19 protein-coding genes, 4 tRNA genes and 1 pseudogene are annotated in these 23,183 nt (G+C 52.6%); 18 read left to right on the top strand and 6 right to left on the bottom strand.

Annotation, left to right across the window (positions count from 1 at the left end):
* Nucleotides 1–199: pseudogene (locus MLE19_RS18040) on the bottom strand (hypothetical protein); the annotation flags it as partial.
* 183 nt (nt 200–382) lie between these two features.
* On the opposite strand from MLE19_RS18040, the gene pyrC reads away from it, so the two are divergent.
* Nucleotides 383–1,420, top strand: coding sequence for a dihydroorotase (gene pyrC, locus MLE19_RS18035; protein WP_240719514.1), 1,038 nt, complete (start codon nt 383–385; stop codon nt 1,418–1,420).
* 60 nt (nt 1,421–1,480) lie between these two features.
* On the opposite strand, the gene mtnN is transcribed toward pyrC, so the two are convergent.
* Nucleotides 1,481–2,188 (bottom strand): 5'-methylthioadenosine/S-adenosylhomocysteine nucleosidase, encoded by a 708-nt coding sequence (gene mtnN / locus MLE19_RS18030; protein WP_240719513.1) that lies wholly within the window; start codon nt 2,186–2,188, stop codon nt 1,481–1,483.
* A 55-nt stretch (nt 2,189–2,243) separates the two neighbouring features.
* Nucleotides 2,244–3,110: a bifunctional methylenetetrahydrofolate dehydrogenase/methenyltetrahydrofolate cyclohydrolase FolD gene (gene folD, locus MLE19_RS18025; protein WP_240719512.1), complete on the bottom strand. Its 867-nt coding sequence runs from the start codon at nt 3,108–3,110 to the stop codon at nt 2,244–2,246.
* A 227-nt stretch (nt 3,111–3,337) separates the two neighbouring features.
* On the opposite strand from folD, the gene MLE19_RS18020 reads away from it, so the two are divergent.
* The 4 genes from MLE19_RS18020 (at nt 3,338) to MLE19_RS18005 (ending at nt 3,858) form a co-directional block, all read left to right on the top strand.
* Nucleotides 3,338–3,414: transfer RNA gene (locus MLE19_RS18020), tRNA-Pro, on the top strand.
* 91 nt (nt 3,415–3,505) lie between these two features.
* Nucleotides 3,506–3,582, top strand: a tRNA-Arg gene (locus MLE19_RS18015).
* 92 nt (nt 3,583–3,674) lie between these two features.
* Nucleotides 3,675–3,749 (top strand) — tRNA-His (locus MLE19_RS18010).
* A 34-nt stretch (nt 3,750–3,783) separates the two neighbouring features.
* Nucleotides 3,784–3,858 (top strand) — tRNA-His (locus tag MLE19_RS18005).
* A 111-nt stretch (nt 3,859–3,969) separates the two neighbouring features.
* On the opposite strand, the gene amt is transcribed toward MLE19_RS18005, so the two are convergent.
* Nucleotides 3,970–7,350: an ammonium transporter gene (gene amt, locus MLE19_RS18000; RefSeq protein ID WP_240719511.1), complete on the bottom strand. Its 3,381-nt coding sequence runs from the start codon at nt 7,348–7,350 to the stop codon at nt 3,970–3,972.
* A 311-nt stretch (nt 7,351–7,661) separates the two neighbouring features.
* On the opposite strand from amt, the gene MLE19_RS17995 reads away from it, so the two are divergent.
* The 4 genes from MLE19_RS17995 to MLE19_RS17980 all read left to right on the top strand — a co-directional run bounded on the left by MLE19_RS17995 (nt 7,662) and on the right by MLE19_RS17980 (nt 11,877).
* The gene (locus MLE19_RS17995; RefSeq protein ID WP_240719510.1) at nt 7,662–8,903 is read left to right on the top strand and encodes an NAD(P)/FAD-dependent oxidoreductase; all 1,242 of its coding nucleotides are present in this window, start codon (nt 7,662–7,664) and stop codon (nt 8,901–8,903) included.
* Nucleotides 8,904–9,041: 138 nt separating this feature from the next.
* Nucleotides 9,042–9,251, top strand: coding sequence for a putative motility protein (locus MLE19_RS17990; protein WP_240719509.1), 210 nt, complete (start codon nt 9,042–9,044; stop codon nt 9,249–9,251).
* A 206-nt stretch (nt 9,252–9,457) separates the two neighbouring features.
* A complete protein-coding gene (locus MLE19_RS17985; RefSeq protein ID WP_240719508.1) occupies nt 9,458–11,047 on the top strand; it encodes a peptide chain release factor 3 in 1,590 nt (529 codons plus the stop codon).
* A gap of 56 nt (nt 11,048–11,103) precedes the next feature.
* On the top strand, nt 11,104–11,877 hold the full coding sequence (locus MLE19_RS17980; RefSeq protein WP_240719507.1) for a TatD family hydrolase: 774 nt from the start codon (nt 11,104–11,106) through the stop codon (nt 11,875–11,877).
* Here the strand turns inward: MLE19_RS17980 and MLE19_RS17975 are convergent.
* Entirely contained in the window at nt 11,874–12,845 is a 972-nt protein-coding gene (locus MLE19_RS17975; RefSeq protein ID WP_240719506.1) for a YgfZ/GcvT domain-containing protein, read from the bottom strand. The genes MLE19_RS17980 and MLE19_RS17975 overlap by 4 nt on opposite strands.
* Before the next feature lie 172 nt (nt 12,846–13,017).
* Here MLE19_RS17975 and MLE19_RS17970 point away from each other — a divergent pair, with 172 nt between their 5' ends.
* The 7 genes from MLE19_RS17970 to MLE19_RS17940 all read left to right on the top strand — a co-directional run bounded on the left by MLE19_RS17970 (nt 13,018) and on the right by MLE19_RS17940 (nt 20,706).
* Entirely contained in the window at nt 13,018–13,215 is a 198-nt protein-coding gene (locus MLE19_RS17970; protein ID WP_008957999.1) for a hypothetical protein, read from the top strand.
* Complete coding sequence (locus tag MLE19_RS17965) at nt 13,215–13,622, top strand: OsmC family protein (protein ID WP_240719505.1); 408 nt, start codon at nt 13,215–13,217, stop codon at nt 13,620–13,622. Before MLE19_RS17970 ends, MLE19_RS17965 begins: the two co-directional genes overlap by 1 nt.
* A 37-nt stretch (nt 13,623–13,659) precedes the next feature.
* Nucleotides 13,660–15,684, top strand: a complete 2,025-nt coding sequence (gene uvrB, locus MLE19_RS17960; RefSeq protein WP_240719504.1) for an excinuclease ABC subunit UvrB — start codon at nt 13,660–13,662, stop codon at nt 15,682–15,684.
* Between the two features lie 4 nt (nt 15,685–15,688).
* Nucleotides 15,689–16,510, top strand: a complete 822-nt coding sequence (gene nei, locus MLE19_RS17955) for an endonuclease VIII (protein WP_240719503.1) — start codon at nt 15,689–15,691, stop codon at nt 16,508–16,510.
* A 196-nt stretch (nt 16,511–16,706) separates the two neighbouring features.
* Entirely contained in the window at nt 16,707–18,212 is a 1,506-nt protein-coding gene (locus tag MLE19_RS17950; protein ID WP_240719502.1) for a fumarate hydratase, read from the top strand.
* A gap of 95 nt (nt 18,213–18,307) precedes the next feature.
* Nucleotides 18,308–19,726, top strand: a complete 1,419-nt coding sequence (cls, locus tag MLE19_RS17945) for a cardiolipin synthase (RefSeq protein ID WP_240719501.1) — start codon at nt 18,308–18,310, stop codon at nt 19,724–19,726.
* A gap of 62 nt (nt 19,727–19,788) precedes the next feature.
* A complete protein-coding gene (locus MLE19_RS17940) occupies nt 19,789–20,706 on the top strand; it encodes a LysR substrate-binding domain-containing protein (protein WP_240719500.1) in 918 nt (305 codons plus the stop codon).
* Between the two features lie 23 nt (nt 20,707–20,729).
* Here MLE19_RS17940 and MLE19_RS17935 read toward each other — a convergent pair whose 3' ends face one another.
* The gene (locus MLE19_RS17935) at nt 20,730–21,824 is read right to left on the bottom strand and encodes a bifunctional nicotinamide-nucleotide adenylyltransferase/Nudix hydroxylase (RefSeq protein ID WP_240719499.1); all 1,095 of its coding nucleotides are present in this window, start codon (nt 21,822–21,824) and stop codon (nt 20,730–20,732) included.
* A 119-nt stretch (nt 21,825–21,943) separates the two neighbouring features.
* Here MLE19_RS17935 and MLE19_RS17930 point away from each other — a divergent pair, with 119 nt between their 5' ends.
* Together MLE19_RS17930 and MLE19_RS17925 are read left to right on the top strand one after the other, a co-directional pair.
* Nucleotides 21,944–22,843: a YihY/virulence factor BrkB family protein gene (locus MLE19_RS17930; RefSeq protein ID WP_240719498.1), complete on the top strand. Its 900-nt coding sequence runs from the start codon at nt 21,944–21,946 to the stop codon at nt 22,841–22,843.
* A gap of 25 nt (nt 22,844–22,868) precedes the next feature.
* Nucleotides 22,869–23,144: an acylphosphatase gene (locus MLE19_RS17925; RefSeq protein WP_240719497.1), complete on the top strand. Its 276-nt coding sequence runs from the start codon at nt 22,869–22,871 to the stop codon at nt 23,142–23,144.
* Nucleotides 23,145–23,183 lie beyond the last annotated feature (39 nt).

Below are 23,183 nucleotides of genomic sequence, written 5' to 3'. Positions count from 1 at the left end.
TATGGTAACGACGTAACATATACCGCAGTGGCCGATGAGCCCAGCTGAAAACCACGAAAGCACCGATCACGAGTAAGCTAGCCAGAGTGGGTTCCGTGCTGCCGATATGGACTGAAAGTGAAATTGACCAAGCAAGGCTTAGCCACAACACTCCCTCCAAGCTGGCAATGACATCCGCATAGCGTCGCACATTCTGCATAAACACCGGATCCTTACCGATAAACCATAACAGTGAAAAAGTGCCGACATGATACGACACTTGAGCAGCGCTGTGGGCGCTTGAGAGATGGATTTATCCAGCTCCTCAATTGCGTATACTGTGCGTACCTTATTCGCCCACTGACCTTCCTTTCACCCACTTAACTTCAGTACAGGACTTGCCGTGGACACTGTAACACTGACGCGCCCCGATGATTGGCATCTTCATTTACGCGATGATGAGGCATTAAAAGCCGTCGTTGGTCATACTGCAGCACAGATGGGGCGTGCCATTATCATGCCCAATTTAACGCCGCCCATCACCACAACCGCTCAGGCGCTTGAGTATCGTCAACGTATTTTAGACGCCTTACCGGCGGGCAGTGCCTTTGAGCCATTAATGGTTCTTTACCTGACGGATACTACGCCCCCAGAAGAGATTGAGCGTGCGGCGCAAAGCGGCTTAGTGAAAGCGGTGAAACTCTACCCTGCGGGCGCCACTACCAATTCTGACTCGGGGGTGACCGATATCGCCCACTGCGATGCGACCATTGCCATGATGGTCAAAGTGGGTATGCCCCTGTTAGTGCATGGTGAAGTCACCGCTGCCGAGATTGATATTTTTGATCGCGAAGCGGTGTTTATCGAAAAAGTGATGAAGCCATTGCTGGAGCGCCACCCGACCCTGAAAGTGGTGTTTGAGCATATCACCACCCAGCAGGCAGCAGAGTTTGTCGCTCAAGCGCCGGACAATGTGGCCGCTACGATTACAGCCCATCACCTACTGTTTAATCGCAATAAAATGCTGGTCGGTGGCATTCGTCCTCACTACTACTGCTTGCCGATTCTAAAGCGTGAGCAGCATCGCCAAGCACTGCTTAAAGCAGCCACCAGCGGTAGCCACAAGTTCTTTTTGGGCACTGACAGTGCACCGCACTCTCAGGGGGCTAAAGAGTCAAGCTGCGGCTGTGCTGGCGCTTATACCGCGCCTGCAGCCATTGAGCTTTACGCCACCGCCTTTGATGAAATGAATGCGTTAGACAAGCTGGAAGCTTTTGCCAGCCAAAATGGCCCGCGTTTTTATGGGCTTGCACCCAACGCAGACACTATTACGCTGGAGCGCCGCGAGTGGCGGCTGCCGGAAAGCTACCCCTATGCTCAGGGTGAGCAAATTATTCCATTGTTGGCGGGAGAAACGCTACATTGGGCGATTGAGTCGTAACGTGTTTACGCTATCAGCGGATAAGCGGTCGACGGTGCGTCGACCGCTTAGATAACAAAACTAACCGTTACCAAGCTGCTTAAGCATTTGATTGACCATGCGCGATGAATGGTCAGCGGCCACTTCCAGAAACTCATCAAACGAGAGGTGGTTGTCGCCACTGCCCGGGATATCAGAGAGTGCGCGGATGACCACGAAAGGGCACTGATAGAGATAGCACGTTTGGGCGATGGCGGCGCCCTCCATCTCCACAGCAAGCATGCTTGGGAACTGCGCGCGGGTAGCTTCCACCCGAGCTGGGTCGGCCATAAAGGCATCACCGGTGGCGATCAAGCCTTCACGTACGTTGACCTCGCCTAACGACGCAATGGCATTGCGCGCGATTTCACGTAGTGTTTTGTCGGCTTGGTAGGCGGCCGGCATCCCCGGTACCTGACCTATCTCATAGCCAAATACGACGGCGTCAACGTCATGATGGCGTACTTCATCAGAAATAATCACATCGCCAATGGCTAAGTCAGTGGCAAACCCTCCGGCCGAGCCAGTATTAATGATGGCGTCGGGTTGGTGGCGCTCTAAGAGAATAGCGGTGCCTACCGCGGCATTGACTTTGCCAATCCCCGACTGCAGCACAATAACCTCAAGCCCGAAACGTGTGCCGGTATGAAATACAAAGCCTGCGTGCTCATAGCGTTGGGGGGCGTCTAGTTGGCTAACCAGCGTGCTCACTTCTTGCGCCATCGCGCCAATAATACCAATACGCTTCACTGCGCATTACTCCTTAGTGAGAGACCTTAATGAAAGAGGGGAGTGCTTGAATCGGCTATGCCTGTTGCGCGAGATCGTGCTGCTCAGCGGCTTCCAGGGTGTTTTCAAGCAGTGTTGCAACGGTCATTGGGCCTACGCCGCCCGGGACTGGCGTGATAAAGCTGGCACGCTCAGCGGCGGCAGCAAAATCAAGGTCACCTTTCAGCGTGCCATCTTCTTGGCGGTTGATGCCCACATCAATCACGACGGCCCCTGGCTTGATCCACTCCCCTTTGACGATACCGGGCTTACCGACGGCTACGACCAAAATGTCAGCGCGGCTAACGTGGTCTTTCAGATTTTGAGTAAATCGATGACACACAGTGGTGGTACAGCCCGCAAGCATCAGTTCCAGTGCCATGGGCCGTCCAACAATGTTGGAGGCGCCTACCACGGTGGCATCCAGGCCGCGTACCGCAATATCACTCTGTGCCAGTAGTGTCATGATGCCTTTGGGGGTGCAAGGGCGTAGCGCAGGCATACGCTGTGCTAAGCGGCCAATGTTGTAGGGGTGAAAACCATCGACGTCTTTGTCAGGAAAAATGCGTTCTAAGATAGGCCCGGCATCCAAATGCTTAGGTAGCGGCAACTGCACCAAAATGCCGTCGACCGATGGGTCGCTATTGAGTTGGTCAACGAGGGCTTCTAACGCCTGCTGTGATGTTGTGGCAGGGAGAGCATGCTGAAAGGAGAGAATGCCTGCCTGTTCACAGGCGCGGTGCTTATTACTGACATAAACTTGAGAAGCAGGATCGTCCCCGACCACAACTACGGCTAGTCCCGGTACCCGTAAGTCTGCTTCACGGCGTGCGGCGACTTTCTCGGCAACCTGTTGGCGAACAGTAGCAGCGATGGCTTTGCCATCGATTAGTTGGGCGGTCATGTAATAAAATCCCTGTGGACGTTAAAAAGGCTGAGGCGATCTAGACAAATCCTGATACCAAGCGCCTGTACGGCAGCGCTTTCAAAGGCGGCAATTTTCGCACGCCAGGGCATCCAGGCAAAGCGCCTTCAAGAACAATCACTTTAATGGTTGACTTTAAAATTAGAAATAGTAATATATGCCTCGCTTGAGACGGACCAAGCGGTAGCGTCTAGGGTGATAAAAATCGGGATGTAGCGCAGTCTGGTAGCGCGCCTGCTTTGGGAGCAGGATGTCGGGGGTTCGAATCCCTCCATCCCGACCACACCTAAACGTGAAAGGTAGTAGCTTGCTTTTCCAAGCTTTGGTTGTGGTCTAGTGCTCATTAGTATTCGTTATTTCTGAATGCTTTTTGTGCGCCCATAGCTCAACCGGATAGAGCAACGGCCTTCTAAGCCGTAGGTTGCGGGTTCGATTCCTGCTGGGCGTGCCACTCACTTCAGTGGTAACAACCCGTCAGAGAATCATATCTTCAAGCTCGTGCTGATCTTTTCTGCATAAGGTTTCAACGTAAGATTGTCTATGGTGGGTGTAGCTCAGGGGTAGAGCCCCGGATTGTGACTCCGGTGGTCGTGGGTTCAAATCCCATCATCCACCCCAGTGACAATGTTTGCGTTTCCAGTTTTAGGTTGTGGTGGGTGTAGCTCAGTGGTAGAGCCCCGGATTGTGACTCCGGTGGTCGTGGGTTCAAGTCCCATCATCCACCCCATATGCCCTGCAGATATCCCTTCTTGTATTACCTTCTCTTAATTTTCTATTTTTACTTCATATGCCCTGTTTGGGTTTTTTTTGTGCCTGATTTTAGACATCCCGCTAATGACTAGCGCGGCATTACCCTAATACGGTTGCCTGCCATATTGGTCAGTGGTTCCGGCATACCTAGTAAATACCCCTGCGCATAGTCAATCCCCATCTGATGTAGCGTGTCTAGCGTTGCCTGGGTTTCAACATACTCGGCGATAGTCTTGATGCCCAGTGCCTTTCCAACGGCATGAATTGCCTCAACCATCGCTCTATCTATCGGGTCTTGGTGGACGTTCTGGATGAAATTACCGTCAATTTTTAAATAATCGACCGGGAGTTGCTTTAAATAGCTGAAAGAGGAGAGCCCGGTACCGAAGTCATCCAGTGCAAAACGGCAGCCATACGCTTTTAGTGTATGAATTAATGTATTAACGCGGGAGAGTTGGGCGATCGCGGTGCTTTCGGTAATTTCAAAACAGAGGGTGCCGTGGGGTAGGTCTGCAGCGGACACCTGAGTAATAAGATCCTGACAAAAATCAGCGTCGGATAACGAAGCCCCGGATAAATTGATGCCCCATAGGCTATGCGGCCGCGTTTCAGAGTGACGGTTATGATCCCCCAGCCAAGCCAGAGTGTTGCGAATTACCCAACGATCGATACGTACCATAAAGTGATAGCGCTCCGCGGCAGGTAAAAAGCTTCCTGGAGCGATAAGTTCACCATGCTCTTCAAGGCGAAGCAGAATCTCACGGTAGGCGGGTGAGTCAGCACAAATGGCTTTAATTGGTTGGGCAAAAAGGCGAAAAGCATCGTTGTCTAGGCCATGTTGTAAGCGCTGAACCCATTGCAGTTCGCCATGCTTTTCCAACAATGAGTGGTCGTCGGGCTGATGACAGTGGATACGATTACGACCTGCTTCTTTTGCGGCGTAGCACGCAGCGTCAGACGCATGAAGAGCTTGGCTAAGCTGCATGGGTTGGGCTGCATTCAGTTCCACCAAGCCAATGCTAACCCCTATCCCAAAGGTGTGTTCTTGCCAGGCAAAGCGATAATTTTCGATATCGCAGCGCAGAGCTTCAGTGATGGCAAGTGCTCTTTCCAGACCGCAGTCGGGCAGCAGAAGAGCAAACTCATCACCGCCCAAGCGAGCAGCAATATCACTACTGCGAACATGGGCTTTCAGTTTTAGTGATACTTGGCGTAATAGCTCGTCGCCTGCCAGATGGCCACATGTGTCGTTAACTATTTTGAACTGATCAAGATCCAGGTAACACAGCACATGGTGACCGTCATCTCGATTAAGCAGTGCGGTAAGCGCTGATTCAAAGGCGCGCCGATTAAGTAAGTCGGTCAGATTGTCGTGACTCACTTGATAGCTTAGCTGTTCCGTCAGTTGGCGAGTAAGGCTGACATCTTGAAACACAACGACCGCTCCCAGGGTGATGTCGCTGCGAGAACGGATCGGTGACGCGCTGTGTTGAATGGGGGTATGCGAGTGATCACGTTTCACCAGCAAGCAGTGCTCGGTGGAGTGTACGGAGGTTAATTGCGTCAGCACTTGCCGGGCAGGATTACTAAGTGGGTCACCAGTGGCTTCTTCGCGTAATTGATACACCACATGAATGGGTTTATCCATTGCCTCTTCGAGTGTCCAGCCGGTTAAGCGTATCGCTTCAGTATTGATAAAGGTGACGTTGCCGCTAGCATCGCAGGTAATAACACCATCCCCTATAGAGGCCAGCGTGGTGCGCGCTAGGTCTCGCTCGCGGTTTAACTGCTCTTGCAGCTGTCGGCGTTCGGTGACGTCTCGTACCATGCCCGAGCGTTCTGATACAGACCCGCTAGCGCCTTCGCTAACCTGAATTTCCAAATAGCGCACTCGCTTATCAGCGGTGCGATGTTTAATTTCATGTCGTGCGCCTGGTGTTAGCGTAAAGCCGGGCAATAAATTGGAAACGGGTTTGCCAATCAAGTTGGTTGCCCTGACATTGAAGAGCTGTTCAGCGCCAGGGTTAAGGCTTGTTAATGAGCCATCCGCCTGCCAGGTAATCACGCCATCGCGTAGGTTGCGAAGCATGACGCGGGTATGGCCAACGGCTGTTTCAAGGGCCGCAGTCACTCGGTTGTAGCTGGCTGCAATTTCACCCACTTCGGTAAACGGGTCGGCTTCAATACGTTGTCGCATATCGCCCTGTTGTTCGTGCTGGCGCATATGTTCGAGCAGTTGGTTCAGCTCGTTGTTGGCGCCATGCTCGGCTAGATTAAGGCCCATTTTTTCTGCTTCAGGCGAGACGCGTAAAGGCAGGAAGCGCCGGGTGATGCGAAATAGCAGCCATGCACTGCCAAAACTCCAGACGCCACAAACGACGACGCCAAGCAACTGAATACCAAACTGAGCAGATCGAGACAAACCGCTGTCAAGAAGCGTTAAGTCAGCCACCCAGGGCAGTGCCAGTGTGCCCCAGATGCCCGATACAAGGTGGGCGGGTATGGCACTGACAGCATCGTCAATATGCTTTTTAAGCAACCATTCGCTGGTCAGCACCATCAGCACGCCACTGACCGCACCCAGACCAAAGGCTGCCTGTAGTGAGATCATGTGAGCACTCGCAGTGACAGCGACAAGTCCTGCAATGGCTCCATTAATGGCGTACATCACATCGGCGTAGCGGCGGGTTCGGAACCCCATCAACATGCCTGAGAGTATCCCGCCCACGGCGCCGAGAACGGTATTGGCCAATATAATGGGTATCTGAGAAGTTACCGCCAGTGTGCTGCCGCCGTTAAATCCGAACCAACCCAAAATCATAAACAGTGCGCCCAACATGGCGAGCGGCAAATTGCCTGAGGGAAAGGCGGTGGGCGGCTTACCGAAGGAGAAGCGCCCGGCGCGAGGGCCGATGCTGAGTACCGCTGCCAGCGCCACCCAGCCACCCACGCTATGCACCACTGTCGACCCAGCAAAATCGAGAAACCCCAACGACCCTAGCCAACCTTCTTCGCCGCCTAAAAGTCCGCCCCATGCCCAATGACCAAACACCGGGTAGATAATGAAAGCAATCCATAAGGCTGTCCAGGTGTAGGCTAAAAAGGGCATACGTTCTGCCACTGCACCGGACACAATCGTGGCCGCGGTGGCGCAAAACATTGATTGAAAAATAAAAATGGTAATGACCCAGCTGCCGGAAGCGTCAAGCTGCCAACCGAGTAAGGAGGTGCCAACTAAGCCGTGGTAGGAGTCACCAAACATGATGGCAAAACCCACTAACCAAAAAACACTGACGGCGATGGCAAAGTCCGCTACGTTTTTCATAGCGACGTTAATGGCATTCTTGGTTCGTGTAGTGCCCGCCTCTAAGCAAAGAAAGCCAGCTTGCATCACAAATACCAGAGCAGCCGCCCAGAGTACCCAGAGCGTATCGATCAGCGAGCTGTCCAAATTTAGTCTGGCAGGCATGGTGTTGTCCTTAGCATCTTTTGGTGCAAGTGCGCGTTTTTTTGGTGCATTGTCGATTTGCGCGGAGGGAGGAGGCACCGCCACAGCTGCGTTAAACGGAGGCTGTAATGGTTTCTTAATAGAAACTAAGCAATAGTTATGCCGCTAATAGTGATGTCATCCTTATTGATCATTTTGGCAGCAATAACGACTTAATTTAGAATCTAAAATAGCGTTTTCTACTATATTAATGCGTTTGTTTTGGTGATATTTTTCAAATAGTTATTGACCATCAATCGTGGTTCCGTATCGGTAAAAGGGAGTGCATCAAAATGGCGCGTCAAACGGTAGTTTTGGGAGCAGGCATGGTGGGTGTCAGCATTGCTTGGCATTTACGCCAGCGCGGTCATGACGTCACCATCGTGGACCGCCTTCAGCCTGGCCGAGAAACCTCGTTTGGTAATGCGGGCATTATTCAGCGTGAGGCGGTAAGACCCTATCCTTTTCCACGGGATGTCAAAACGCTATTGAGTGTTCTGCCTAATCGTCGGGTCGATATTCGCTACCGCCCAGCGGGCATGGTCAATGCCGCTTCTCCGCTATTACGCTATTGGATGAATTCAGCACCGAAGACTTATCAGAAAATCGTGCCGGAATACGCTTCATTGATCCAACTCTCCCTACAAACCCACGGCCCGATGATCGAGGCCGCCGGTGCTGAGCACTTAGTACGTAAGCAGGGGTGGCTTGAACTCTACCGCACGCCCGAAAAACTGGCGGCTCGGTTGCAAGACGCCGAAGAGGCGCGCCGACTTTATGGTGTTCAATTTGAGCAGTTAGATCGCCAGGCGCTGGTGGAAAAAGAGCCCTCGCTGAGCGATGCCATCATAGGCGCCATTCACTGGCTCGATCCCTGGACCGTGGCCGACCCTGGCGCGTTGGTAGCCGCTTACGCACAAGCATTCAGTCAGGATGGCGGGCGTATTGTGCAGGCGGATATCAAATCGGTTCAGCAGGTGGGAGCCCGTTGGCAGGTAAATACAGCCGCTGAAACGTTAGAAGCAGATGAGGTTGTCGTAGCGCTTGGGCCTTGGGCGGGTAGTTGGCTTAAAGAGCTCGGCTATCACTTCCCGACCTTTGTAAAGCGCGGGTATCACATGCACTACTCTCCTCAGTCATCGGCAAAACTCAATTACTGGATCATGGACGCCGAAGTAGGCTATCTGCTGGCGCCGATGAATGCGGGCATACGCTTAACCACCGGGGCTGAGTTGGATCGCTTGGATGCCCCTGCAGACGTTAACCAGCTGGGGGCTGCTGAAAAAGTAGCGCGCAGCGTATATCCGCTAGGTGAGCGCCGCGATGAAGCCCCGTGGAAAGGCGCGCGACCGTGCTTGCCTGACATGAAGCCTGTGATTGGGCCAGCGCCCCGCCACCCGGGGTTATGGCTTGCCTTCGGACATGGCCATCAAGGGTTTACCCTTGGCCCTGCAACGGGCCATTTATTAGCCGATATGATGGAAGGGCAGCCTACCGCTATTGATATGGCGCCGTTTCGCGCTGACAGGTTCTAATTAGCGTTGATACAGTTAATGCTTAGGTAAGTTAGGCCGATAGTATTAGAGGCGGTATTAGCCATAGGGCGATTTTTTTGCACATGGCCTAATGCTTTGCTAGCTTGTAAATACATTTGCATACCATGAGGTGGAAATATGGATGTAGGCATTAGCAGTGCAGTGAGTGCTTCGCTGTATATGAATCAGGCGCAAACTGCCGAACAGGCACAAATGCAGGTGTTTAAAGAAGCGCTAGATACGCAGGCTGAGCAAGTAACTGAAGTATTGGCCTCTGCGGACACGGGTGCTCAGCCAGATTTGGCTAAAGAGGGCACTGTCGGTACGCAGGTTAATACCTTCGCTTAACGTGTACTGGCAACACTTTCAGTTAAGTACGATAAAACGCTGACTTGTTCAGCGTTTTTTTTGGTCTTTTTGCTGGGCTATTAACCTTCAAGCCATCCGCGACAACAACCGCCTCCAAGCGTTACAATTGCTGCAATGAACATGACTCAACGCGTGGTAATCGGTGGATTGAGTACTACGCTGAGTACTTATATTGAAGAGGCACAATGAAAGAGACTCAATTAGCCCGCGAAGCCGAGCTTCGCAGGACCTTTGCTATTATTTCGCACCCAGATGCCGGTAAAACGACCATCACAGAAAAAATGCTGCTGTTTGGCAACGCCATTCAGATGGCTGGCTCGGTGAAGAGCAAGCGCAACGACCGACATGCCACGTCAGACTGGATGAAAATGGAGCAGGAGCGGGGGATTTCTGTGACCACCTCGGTGATGCAGTTCCCCTACGGTGGACGCATCGTTAACCTGCTGGACACCCCCGGTCACGAAGATTTCTCAGAGGATACCTATCGTACGCTTACCGCCGTTGACTCTGCATTGATGGTCATCGATGGTGCAAAGGGCGTTGAGGATCGCACTATCAAGTTGATGGAGGTCTGTCGTCTACGCACAACGCCGATTCTGACTTTTATCAACAAAATGGATCGCGATATCCGTGACCCGATTGAAGTCATGGATGAAGTCGAAACTGTCTTAAACATTCAGTGCGCGCCGATGACTTGGCCAATTGGCATGGGCCGTCACTTCAAGGGTGTGTATCACCTCTATAACGATGTGATTCATCTTTACACCCAGGGCCAAGGGAGTCGCATTCCCGATGATAAGCGCATCGAAGGACTCAATAATCCAGAAGTAGACGCCATTCTGGGTGAAGATCAAGCAGAAGAGCTGCGCATGGAAGTTGAGCTGGTGCGAGGGGCTTCCCATGAATTTGATCTGGAGGCTTATCGCCGTGGTGAGCTTTCGCCGGTCTATTTCGGTACCGCCATGGGTAATTTTGGGGTACGCGAAATGATGGATGGTTTTGTCGAGTACGCGCCACCTCCTCAGTCCCACGAAACCAATACTCGGGAAGTCACTTCCGATGATGAGCGTTTCACTGGCTTTGTGTTTAAAATTCAGGCCAACATGGACCCCAATCATCGCGATCGCATCGCTTTTTTACGTGTCTGCTCGGGTAAATACGAAAAGAACATGAAGATGCGCCATGTGCGCATTGGCAAAGATGTCAAAATCGCTGACGCACTGACTTTTATGGCCTCTGACCGCTCCCAGGTAGAAGAAGCCTGGCCAGGCGATATTATTGGCCTGCACAACCACGGTACGATTCAGATCGGCGATACCTTCACCGTGGGTGAAGATATGCGCTTTACCGGCATACCGCACTTTGCGCCAGAGCTCTTTAAGCGCGTACGGCTAAAAGATCCGCTGAAAATGAAGGCGTTGCAAAAAGGCTTGCAGCAGCTTTCTGAAGAGGGCGCAACCCAGGTCTTTATGCCGATGGATAACAATGACCTGATTCTCGGCGCCGTCGGTACCCTTCAGTTCGATGTGGTCGCCCATCGCCTGAAAGAGGAGTACAAGGTCGACTGCATATACGAAGGCGTTAATGTCCAGACCGCCCGCTGGGTTTACTGCGAAGACGCTAAAAAGCTCGAAGAGTTTAAGCGTAAAGCCAGCACTAACCTGGCGATTGATGGTGGTGGTTACCTTACCTACATCGCACCCACTCGGGTTAATTTGCAGATGACCCAAGAGCGTTGGCCGGATATTCGTTTCCAGCCGACCCGTGAACACTAAGTCTTTATATACCTAGGTCCTTGAAAACCTAGGTCTTTACCTACGTAGGCGGATCCATGCTCGTTGATGCTCACTGCCATCTCGATTTTGCTCAGTTCGATCATGATCGAACTGCAGTGTTCGAGGCCGCCAGGGCAGTGGGCGTTAGCCACTTTATCGTACCGGGCACCACGCGTGCTAGCTGGCCACAGGTGTTGGCGTTGGGGGAGCGGTCAGATACCTCGATATGCCTGGGTTTACACCCTTACTTCGTAGAGCAGCATCAAGCGTCGGATATCGCCGCGCTAGATAGTCTGCTCAGTGAGCACCCTGAAGCCATAGGGGTGGGCGAGTGCGGTATTGATGGTCGCTTTACCGACACCCTCGAAATGCAGTGGCACTACTTTGATGCTCAGTTGCGGCTCGCGAAGCAGCACTCACTGCCGGTAGTGGTGCATTGCGTTCATGCCAACGATAAGGTGGCCAAGCGGCTTCGCCAACTGGCTCTACCTCAGGCTGGGTTAATCCACGCCTTCTCGGGCTCTATTGAGCAAGCGACGAAATTTCTCGACCTGGGGTTTAAAATAGGACTGGGCGGAGCGGTGACCTATGAGCGTGCAAAGCGCTTGCGAAGAGCCGTGAAGGCACTCCCTGATGGCGTTTTTGTACTGGAAACCGACAGCCCCGATATGCCGTTAAGTGGTTATCAGGGCAGGCGTAATGAGCCGAGACGAATCGTCAACGTATGCGATACCGTGGCCCAACTACGCAGCCAAACCAAGGAGGAAGTGGCCAATCAAAGCAGTGCCGCCGCCGCGGCACTGTTTGGGTTCACTCAACGCGAGGGTTAAGCGTTCATGCTGATTGCCAATTGCTCTGGGTCGACGCGTTCAATCGCATAGGGAAGCGATTGTAAAGTCGCAGGCGCATCTAGCAAAAAGATCGGCGTGGGTTCTTCCGCTACTTTGGTGCTCATCACTGCCAGCAACTCGACATCCCCTTGGGGGGTAAAAGCGCTGGTTACCACTTCGCCCACCGATTTTTGGTCACTATTAACGACGCTGGCTCCCACTTCAGGTAGCGCTGCAGTGGCTACGCAAATGCGCATCAAGCGTTTTTTAACCTGGCCGCGAAAGTGTGCCCTGGCCACCACTTCTTGACCGGTATAACAGCCTTTCTTAAAACTAATACCGCCGAGGGCTTCCCAATTTAGCATCTGGGGTAGGAAATGATCCTGTTGGGCGTCGGTTAGCCACGCCAAGCCGCTACGAATATCCTCCAGCTGCCAAGCGTTGCGGCTCGATTCATCATCCTCAATCGTTGCTCCAGCGCTCAGTTCCGCGTGATCGAAACACAATAACCAGCGCGGTGATTCACCGGGGTAACGCAGCGCACAGGTATGCTCATCATTCCTATGGGTGCCCACGTGCTCGGGCAGTTGTAAGCCCAACTGCTCAGCAAGTGATTGGTCCTCACCGCATGCGCCAACAAATGTTAGGTCGGGCAGAGGTGTCAGTTCCGCCCGATAGAAAGCGGCGAATTTTTTAAGATGGTTGGCTAAACTCTCTAATAAGGTGTTGCTGAGTATCAATCGAAAATGGTCATCACCGAGCCGCATTAATTGGGCATTAGCCAGCATGCGGCCTTTTGGCGTACAGAAGCAGGTGAGGGGGGCAAAATGTCCATCGGCTAGACTTACCTGGGCGCTGGTCTGCCCTTGTAAGAACTTCTCTGCATCCGCCCCTTTCACATCCAGCGCGGCTAAGTGATGAAGGCGGACGCTGCCAAGGGCGAAATTGCTAGCGGTAACGGTCGCCATAATAACTCCTGAACTAGGTGGTGTGGTGCAAATGGGTAACTGTTTACCCGTCATTGAGTGTGTAGTGATGATATTAAATGCGGGCAGTGAGCATTAATTGCAAGGCACTATTAGCGTGCTAGACTCTTTCCCTTGTATGAGTTTTGCACAGGTCAACAGGTAGGGAAACGGTATGGCGCAGCAATCGTTAACATTCCAGGGTGTTAAATCAGTAGAACAGGTGAATAAAATCACCACGGCGTTAATGATGCTAGATGGTGTTGATAGCGCTGAGGTGGGCCGCCATGGGGCCGATGTGGATGGCCGTGCAAAGCGTGAAACGCTGATCAATGCCATTGAAAAACTTAAACTAGGCATAAAGGTGTCTTAATGCACATACCGATTACCGTTATTAGTGAGCGCAACCGTGCCTTTCGGCAGCGAGTCCAGGTCGATGGCCTGGAGGATTTGTATGGTGATGTGCCGACGGTGGTCGGTGGTGATGGCAGCGCACCGGATCCTCATGACTATTTCGATATCGCCCTAGGTACCTGCAAAGCGATTACCGTGCAGATGTATGCTAAGCGCAAAGAATGGCCGCTTGAGGGTATTACTGTCACCGTGCAGCGGGACGATAGCCAGGAAAAAAAGGGCGTTTACAAACTTGATGTCGCGTTAGAGTTTCACGGTATCGAGGATCCTGAACAGCGCGCCAGGCTAGAAGATATCAGCCACCGCTGTCCAATTCAGCGACTGATGACGACATCTACGGTCGAGATTGTTACCCGTCTTGTTTAGTTAATCTTGTCTCGTTTTTCCCTTATTTGGAGTACCGATGAGCAAAGCCTTTCGATTACAGTCAAAATTTCAGCCTGCTGGCGATCAGCCTGCCGCCATTAAAGGGCTGATCAGTGGCCTGGAATCTGGGCTTGCCCATCAAACGCTGCTTGGCGTGACCGGCTCGGGCAAAACGTTCACTATGGCCAATGTGGTTGAGCAGCAGCAGCGTCCAACCATCGTTATGGCACCAAACAAAACCCTTGCTGCTCAACTTTATGGTGAGTTTAAAGCCTTTTTCCCGGATAACGCGGTGGAGTATTTTGTCTCCTACTACGACTATTATCAGCCGGAAGCCTATGTGCCTTCGTCCGATACGTTTATCGAGAAAGATGCTTCTATTAATGACCATATCGAACAGATGCGCCTTTCAGCCACGAAAGCACTGCTTGAGCGTCGTGACGCGCTGATTGTGGTGTCTGTCTCGGCGATTTATGGCCTGGGTGACCCGGATCAATACCTGAAGATGCGTCTTCATTTCACCCGCGGTGAATTAATTGATCAGCGCGCCTTTCTGCGCCGTTTAGCCGAGCTTCAATACACCCGGAACGATATGGATTTCCGCCGTGGTACTTACCGGGTACGCGGTGATGTGATCGATATTTTCCCTGCCGACTCAGATGAAGAAGCCGTGCGGGTGGAGCTTTTTGACAGCGAAATCGACACGATTCGTTTGTTCGACCCGTTGACCGGTGCCGTTCGCGGTGAAGTGCCGCGTATGACGATCTACCCCAAATCCCACTATGTGACGCCGCGTGAAACTATTTTAGGCGCCATCGACGCCATAAAGGGCGAGCTTAAAGAGCGCTTAGAGTGGATGCGTAAGCATGATCGATTGGTTGAAGCGCAGCGCCTGGAGCAGCGCACGCTTTACGACATTGAGATGATGCTGGAGCTGGGTTACTGCAATGGCATAGAGAACTACTCGCGCTATCTCTCCGGGCGAGCTCCAGGAGAGCCGCCGCCGACGTTTTTTGACTACTTGCCCGACGATGCGCTGCTGTTTATTGATGAATCTCACGTCAGTGTGCCTCAGGTGGGCGGTATGTATAAAGGCGACCGTTCACGCAAAGAAACGCTCGTCGAGTACGGCTTCCGGCTTCCTTCAGCGCTGGATAACCGGCCGATGAAGTTTGAAGAGTGGGAGTCGATTTCCCCGCAAACCATTTTTGTTTCTGCCACCCCAGGTCGCTACGAAGACGAGCATGCCAGCCAAACCGTTGAACAGGTAGTGCGTCCTACGGGGCTTTTGGATCCTGAGATTGAAGTGCGGCCCGCCAGCACACAGGTTGACGATTTGCTTTCAGAAATTGGCCTGCGTACGGCGGTGGGCGAGCGGGTGCTGGTAACCACGCTCACTAAACGCATGTCGGAAGACTTGACTGAATATTTTGACGAGCATGGTATTCGCGTGCGCTATTTGCATTCGGATATTGATACCGTCGAAAGGGTCGAAATTATCCGCGATTTGCGCTTAGGTAAATTTGATGTGCTGGTAGGTATTAACCTGCTGCGCGAAGGTTTGGATATTCCGGAAGTTTCGTTGGTAGCGATTTTAGATGCTGATAAAGAAGGCTTCCTGCGCTCTGAGCGGTCTTTGATACAGACCATTGGCCGTGCGGCTCGTAATGCGCACGGTAAAGCGATTCTTTACGGCGATCGTATTACCGATTCGATGCGAAAAGCGATGGATGAAACCGAACGCAGGCGCACCAAGCAAACTGAACATAATTTAGAACATGGTATTACACCGACGACCGTGACACGTTCGGTGGCCGATATACTCGAAGCAGCCCAAGCGCCGGGTAAAAAGAGCAGTCGTCGGCGTGGCAATGAGCGCAAGGTGGCGGAAAGTGCCGCCGAGTATGATCTGTCGACCATGAGTAAACATGATCTTCTAGGTGCTATTAGCAAGCTTGAGGATGCGATGTTTGAAGCGGCGCAAAATCTGGAGTTTGAAGAGGCGGCGCGGCTACGTGATCAGCTCCATCAGATGAAAGAAAAGCAGTTGATGCTGGGTTAACGGTATGCCTGAAGGCCCAGAAATCCGCCGCGCGGCAGATCGTATTGAGCAGCAGATAGGGGGACGAGTAATTGAGAATGCCTGGTTCGCCTTTCCAGAACTCGCCGAGCAGGCATCGTCTTTTATCGGTGTTAGCGTTGCGCGAGTAGATACCTGGGGCAAGGCGATGCTGATCCGGTTTGCGGATCAGCGCGTGCTCTATTCTCATAATCAACTCTATGGAGTTTGGAAGTTGCATAGTGAAGGTAAGCCGCCCAGCACAAAGCGCACGCTGCGTGTTCGACTAACGGCAGAAGGGCGCTGCGCCAGCCTCTATAGCGCCTCCGATATTTCCCTCTGGCATCAGGAAACGCTCACCGAGCACCCATTTTTAGCCCGCTTAGGCCCAGACCTGCTGAGCCAGGATGTAGCGACATCCGATGTACAGTATCGCCTGAATTTAAAGCAGTTTCATAAACGTAGCCTCGGCGCGCTGCTGCTCGATCAGGGGTTGGTAGCGGGGCTGGGCAACTATTTGCGCTCTGAAATCTTGTTTTTCTCCCAACTCCCGCCGAGTGCTCGCCCGGTAGATTTAACCCCGGAACAGCAGCAAATACTGGCTCAGAGCATTATTGAGATTACTCGCCAAGCCTACCAAACCGCAGGCGTTACCAATCGTGAGACCTGGATTGTGCAGGCCAAAGCCGCAGGTGAGCCGCGCAGACAGTGGCGTTTTGCAGTATTCGAGCGAGCAGGCCTTGAGTGCCACCGCTGTGGAGCGGTGATTGAACGCAAGATGGTAGGATCGCGTCGTCTCTATCTCTGCCCAAACTGCCAAACGAGTTAGGTTGCTACGGTTTTATACCGTTATCTTGCCTGCAAAAGAAGACACGGATCAATTTATCTCGAAGTAATCAGTTCTCAGCGGGGGAGTGCTGCCGCAGAACGGGCAATACGGTATACTTATCTAACGCTTAGACGGCCAACTCCGCACTGGCGGAAGAAAGCCGCAGACTAGACGATAACCTAGGAGCAGTTAGTTCATGACCGTGATTCGCCAGGACGATGTTATCCAAAGCGTTGCCGATGCTCTGCAGTACATCTCTTATTACCACCCTAAAGATTTTATTGATGCGATGGCCGCGGCCTACGAGCGTGAAGAGAACCCTGCCGCTAAAGACGCTATCGCACAGATTTTGATTAACTCGCGCATGTGCGCCACCGGGCATCGCCCTATTTGCCAGGATACCGGCATCGTCACCGTGTTTGTTCACGTGGGCATGAATGTCACCTGGGAAGCGGACATGAGCCTGGACGACATGATCAACGAAGGTGTGCGTCGCGCGTATTTGCTGCCAGATAATATCCTGCGTGCCTCTGTGCTGGCGGATCCTGATGGCAAACGGGCCAACACCAAAGACAACACGCCGGCGATTATTCACCACTCGATTGTGCCTGGCGACAGTGTCGATATTCACGTGGCCGCGAAGGGTGGTGGCAGCGAGGCAAAATCCAAGTTCGCCATGCTCAACCCCTCCGATAGCGTGGTTGATTGGGTGATGGAACAGTTACCCAAGATGGGCGCTGGCTGGTGTCCGCCCGGTATGCTGGGGATTGGTATCGGCGGCACCGCCGAAAAGGCCATGTTGATTGCCAAAGAAGCGCTGCTGGATCCTATTGATATTCAGGACCTGCAAGCTCGCGGCCCCAGCAACCGTGCCGAAGAGCTGCGGTTAGAACTGTTCGATAAGGTCAACAAGAGTGGTATCGGAGCCCAAGGCCTAGGCGGTTTGACCACCGTGCTGGATATCAAGGTCAAAGACTACCCGACCCATGCCGCTAACAAGCCCGTCGCGATTATTCCCAACTGCGCGGCGACGCGTCATGTCCACTTCACCCTGGATGGCTCAGGCCCTGCGACGCTTGAAGCACCTAAGCTCGAAGATTGGCCGGAAATCACCCGTGAGGCGGGCGAGAACGTCAAGCGTGTCAATCTTGATACGGTGACACCTGCTGAAGTCAAAACCTGGCAACCTGGTGATACCTTGCTTCTGAACGGCAAGCTGTTAACCGGCCGCGATGCTGCCCACAAGCGCATGGTGGATATGCTGGCCAAGGGTGAGCCGCTGCCCGTGGATATGCGAGGCCGCTTTATCTACTACGTTGGCCCGGTTGATCCCATTGGTGATGAAGTCGTTGGTCCTGCAGGTCCGACCACCGCTACTCGCATGGATAAGTTTACCCGCACCATGCTGGAAGAGACTGGCCTGCTAGGGATGGTAGGCAAGGCCGAGCGCGGCCAGATGGCCATTGATGCTATTCGCGATAATGAGGCGGTCTACCTCATGGCCGTGGGAGGGGCTGCTTACTTGGTTGCCCAGGCGATCAAGAAATCACGGATTGTTGGGTTTGAAGACTTGGGCATGGAGGCGATCTATGAATTCGAGGTCGAAGATATGCCGGTGACCGTTGCTGTTGATAGTAAAGGCACTTCGGTTCATCAAACGGGGCCTGCCAAATGGAAAGAGATTATTGTTCAATCGGCGTGACACAATGGTAAGGTTGATTAGGCTATGAACGCATAAGTTTTTAAGTGCATAAGGGCTTCGCTGACGGCGAGGCCCTTGTTTTATGAGGATGTATTATGACCTCCTGGTTGCTAGGGACGGGCATCTTATTGATACACCTGATGGGCATTGTGTCAGCCATTATGGCGCTTATGTCCAGCCGGACCTCTCAGGGGGCGGTGGCGTGGATCATATCGCTGCTTACCTTTCCCTACGTTGCTCTTCCCGCGTACTGGTTCTTTGGCCGGCCGCGTTTTTATGGCTATGTATCGGCCCGAGGGCAGCGTGACACCGTACTACGCCGGGTGCTGGTGCGTTATAGAGCCAATGTGGAGCCTTTTGTGGCGCCCTCCAGCAATGCGGATATCCAGGCAGTTGAACAACTTGCCATGATGCCATTGACCCACGGCAACCACGCAACGCTGCTTATTGACGGGCAAGCGACGTTTGAGAGCCTTTTTGCCGGTATTGATAGTGCCCAGCACTATGTGTTGATACAGTTTTTTATTGTCCGCAGCGATGCGCTGGGACAACGCTTGAAGCATCATCTGCAACGTGCCGCCCAGCGCGGGGTGCGGGTCTATTTTCTTTACGATGAAGTAGGTAGCCGCAAGTTGAGCGATGGCTACCTCAACGAACTGATCAGTGACGGGGTTGCGGTAAGTGCTTTTCGCTCTTCTCGGGGCTTCAAGCATCGCTTCCAGCTTAATTTCCGCAATCACCGCAAGGTAACGGTTATTGATGGCAAGCAGGGGTGGGTAGGCGGCTTCAATGTCGGGGTCGAATATTTAGGCGAGGATCCGCGCCATGGTGCCTGGAGGGACACTCATCTCAAGTTACAAGGGCCAAGTGTGCTGGGCCTGCAGGAAGCATTCTGGGAAGATTGGCACTGGGCTACCGATGAGGTGATTAGCCTTAACTGGATGGCAGAGACGTCCGCATCTACCGACCATCATGTCGTCATCGTGCCGTCTGGCCCCGCCGATCGCCAAGACACGGCCAGTCTGCTCGTACAGCAGGTAATTCATAGTGCAAAACAGCGCCTGTGGGTGACAAGCCCCTATTTTGTGCCTGACCAGGGTGTTCAGGATGCGCTCCGCCTTGCCGCTATGCGGGGTGTCGATGTGCGTGTCATGATTCCTGAGCGCCCAGATCATTTATTGGTTTTTCTATCAGCGTTCTCGTTTCTACCTGACATGATAAGGGCAGGTGTAAAAATATACCGTTATCTTCCTGGCTTTTTACATCAAAAAGTAATGCTGGTAGATAGTGAAGCGGCAACGGTGGGAACAGTAAATCTGGATAATCGTTCGTTTCGGTTAAATTTTGAAATAACCGCCTTTATACCAAGCCATGACTTTGCTGCTGACGTAGAAGTAATGCTGGAAAATGACTTTGCACAATGCCGCAGGGTGAGCATCGATGAAATCAATCAACGCTCTGTGTGGATGAAAGTCGTCTCACGTGCTGCTTACCTAATGGCACCGGTTCAATAATTTGTTGAGTGCAAAAGAGAAATCACTATGCGAGCACGATGGGTGAGACAAGGAGTCACCGGGTGAATCTTGAAACAAAATGGCTAGAGGACTTTGTAGCGCTCGCCAACACACGTAGTTTCTCCGCATCAGCGCGGCAACGGCACGTTACACAGCCGGCTTTCAGTCGCCGTATAAGGGCGTTGGAACAAGCTGTTGATGTGACCCTTGTAGATCGATCTACCACTCCCGTAGGGCTGACGCCAGAAGGGCAGCTGTTTTTAGTAACGGCACGCAACCTGGTCGAGCAACTAAACGAATCGCTTAGCCATCTGCGGGGCCTATCTATCGCCAATGAGGCGCTCGATATCGTGGCGGCACACTCACTTGCATTGAGTTTTTATCCCCCCTGGATATCTCGTTTGCAGCAGGGCTTGGGCGAGTTGCCAACGCGTTTGGTGGCCATGAACGTAGGAGAGGCGATCCATGTGCTGCGGGAGGGGAACTGCGATCTAATGCTCGCCTATTACGACCCCTTTGCCACTATGCAGTTGGATGCGGAGGTATTTCCCTCCTTCTCGATTGGTAAGGTCAATATGTTGCCCGTTTCACTCCCTGATGTGCAGGGAAAGCCCAAATTTTCACTTCAGCACGACACTTCAATTCCTTATCTTTCTTATACCCAGGGGGCTTTTTTAGGCCGCAGTGTACGTATGCTGCTAAAAAATGACCCGCTACGAATGAAACTCCGCACAGTGTACGAAACAGCCATGGCCGAAGGCTTAAAAGGCATGGTATTGCAAGGCGTCGGTGTGGCTTGGATACCCGATTTTTGTATTCGTGAAGAGCTAAAAAGCGGCCGTTTAGTCAGGGCGAGTGACCAGAGTTGGGATATTCCCTTGGAGATTCGTCTATACCGCTGCTCTATGGTGCATAAGCCGGGTGTAGAGCGGCTGTGGCGACAAATGATGAAACTGCCGCGGGATTTTCTGCAAGCATAACTCTGACCCGGCAGCGAAGTGCTTTAGCTACTGCCGAAGTCCGCGGGTAGGCCCAAAAAGTTTTGTATGATAAAAAAGTGGTCTTCAAAAAGGCTCTCAGGCTCAAGGTCGGCAAGCGCCACCCAACGTGCATGGTCTCCGCCTTTAACTGGCTTGAGGCGAGGCAGCTGTTGATCTGGGCGCAGTGCAAAGTAGAAAGCTTCCGCCAATGTGCGGCCACGCCAACTGCGGTGAGGTTCATCAAACAGCCGCTGGCCACGTAGAGATCCTTTAAGAACGGGTTCCGGGACTTTTAATCGCAGGCGTTCGCGCAACTCTCGTAAACAGGCATCCAGCAAACGTTCATGAGGATTAATAAATCCCCCGGGGAGGGCGTAAAGTCCTTTGCCCGGTGCCGCTGTCCGCCGAACCAATAGAACATGACCTGACTGCACCACTACCGCATTCACCGTAACAAAAATAGGCGGATAGGGCGCTTGAGCCCACGCCTTGCGGTACTGATCCAATAATTGCTGCTCTTCCAAGAGTTGCTGGTAGGCGCTGACCTGACAGAACTTTTTTACACTGTCGACCACACCGGGGGGGAGGTCGTGGTATGCGCCGGTGCTCAAATAGTCATCCGTTGAGCTCGGCGAACGAAACAAGCGCTCACGAATCTGGCTGGCTGAAATCCCCTCGACCGAAGGCACGCTAACCGACTCCCACTGGGGGAATAACGAAAGGTAGTAGCTTGACTGCCCTCGGCTGGCTCCAATTAAGCCAATGCGTGGAAGACGAGCATTCGCGGGCGCGGCTAAATCACGCACTTTGCGCTGCACGTCCCGTACCCAAACGTCGTCATTGTAGAGGGCATCGAGTAGGGGCGTTATTTCTAAACGTTGGTTGTCTGCCTCATCAAATCCCGCGCGAAGCATGGCTTGACGCTCATCAAATCGCCACGGATTGCGTAACGAGCGCGCCTGCCAGGATGAGCCAACCAATACGATCACTTGGCGTGCGCGTTTGAGCGCTTCACGAATAATCGCTAGATGCCCGAGGTGAGGAGGTTGAAAGCGACCAATAAACACCAAACAGTCGAAGTCGCAGGCGGACTCTGAACGCGCAATATCGGTGGCCATCCAAGCTTCCTTTTTGGTTTGGTGAGATGAGAGATGCAACGTACCAGAAAACTGCGCTAAACGCTGGGGTTAGGTATGCTAGAAAAAACAGCTCAATACCAATGAACCAGGGAGTGGATATGATTAAACGTGCAGCTAACTTTTGGTGGAAGGTAACCCAAGACGCGACCGCTCTATGGTTAGAACGTAATGCCTTTAGCTATGCTGGCTCACTGGCGTTTTACACGCTTTTCTCACTGGCACCAACGATCATCATTGCGGTCACCGTGATCGGCGTTGTTATGGGGGAAGAAGCGGCTCAAGGTCAAATTGTTGCTCAGTTGCAGGGTACATTAGGCGTGGACGCGGCACTGGCTATCCAAGAGGCCGTCGCACAATCAAGAATTGAAGAGTCAGGTATTCTGCCAACCATATTAGGCGTTGGCGCGCTGGTGATTGGTGCGACAACCGTGTTCGCCCAAATGCAGTTCTCACTGAATACCATTTGGGGCGTAACGGCTAAGCCTACCTCTAACAGCGTATTTCTGTTTATTAAAAATCGCTTGCTGTCGCTAACGGTGGTGCTCTCCATTGGATTTATATTATTAGTCTCATTGGTAATGGGGGTCGTGCTGCGCGGAATGCTTCAAGCTGCCGATAACTTAGTTCCCTATGCCAGCTTGTTAACAACGTCGGTTGAGTCGCTAATCTCGCTGGGTGTGGTTACCTTGCTATTCGCCACCATTTTTAAAGTGCTTCCTGACGTTGTGCTGCGCTGGCAGGACGTGCTTATTGGCGCGGTTGTTACCGCCGTATTATTTACCCTAGGCCGCAGTGTCATTGCGATTTATCTGGCGTATACCGCCACCGCTTCAACCTACGGCGCTGCAGGGTCAGTGGTAATGATTTTGCTATGGGTTTACTACAGTTCTCTGATACTGCTATTTGGGGCAGCATTCACTAGATCATTGTTGTTGCGCCGTGGACGCGCATTGATCCCGCGTAATAGCGCGGTGCTGATCAAGCACGAATACATGTAATTTGCTGGTAGGGAGGAGTGAGAGTATGGCTACTTGCTGTGTACGCGCCTTAGTGACAGGTAAGGTCCAGGGCGTCTGGTATCGCCGCGCTGCGCAAGAGAAAGCGCTTCAACATAGCATTACCGGTTACGCTAAAAACCTACCCGATGGACGCGTCGAGGTGCTTATGTGCGGGCATACAGACGCGGTCAAACTATTAACCGAGTGGCTATGGCAGGGCTCAGAGGGGGCTCACGTCACTCACGTTGAGCTCGATGTGCTCGATAATGGTCGCGTGCCTAGCCACTTTAGCACCCAATAGGGCCAGTAAAGGCCCTATTGAGAATCATAGAGTATTGGC

Source organism: Vreelandella neptunia, assembly GCF_022489065.1.
Lineage (GTDB): Bacteria > Pseudomonadota > Gammaproteobacteria > Pseudomonadales > Halomonadaceae > Vreelandella > Vreelandella neptunia_A.
This window is presented reverse-complemented; position numbering and strand designations above follow the sequence as displayed.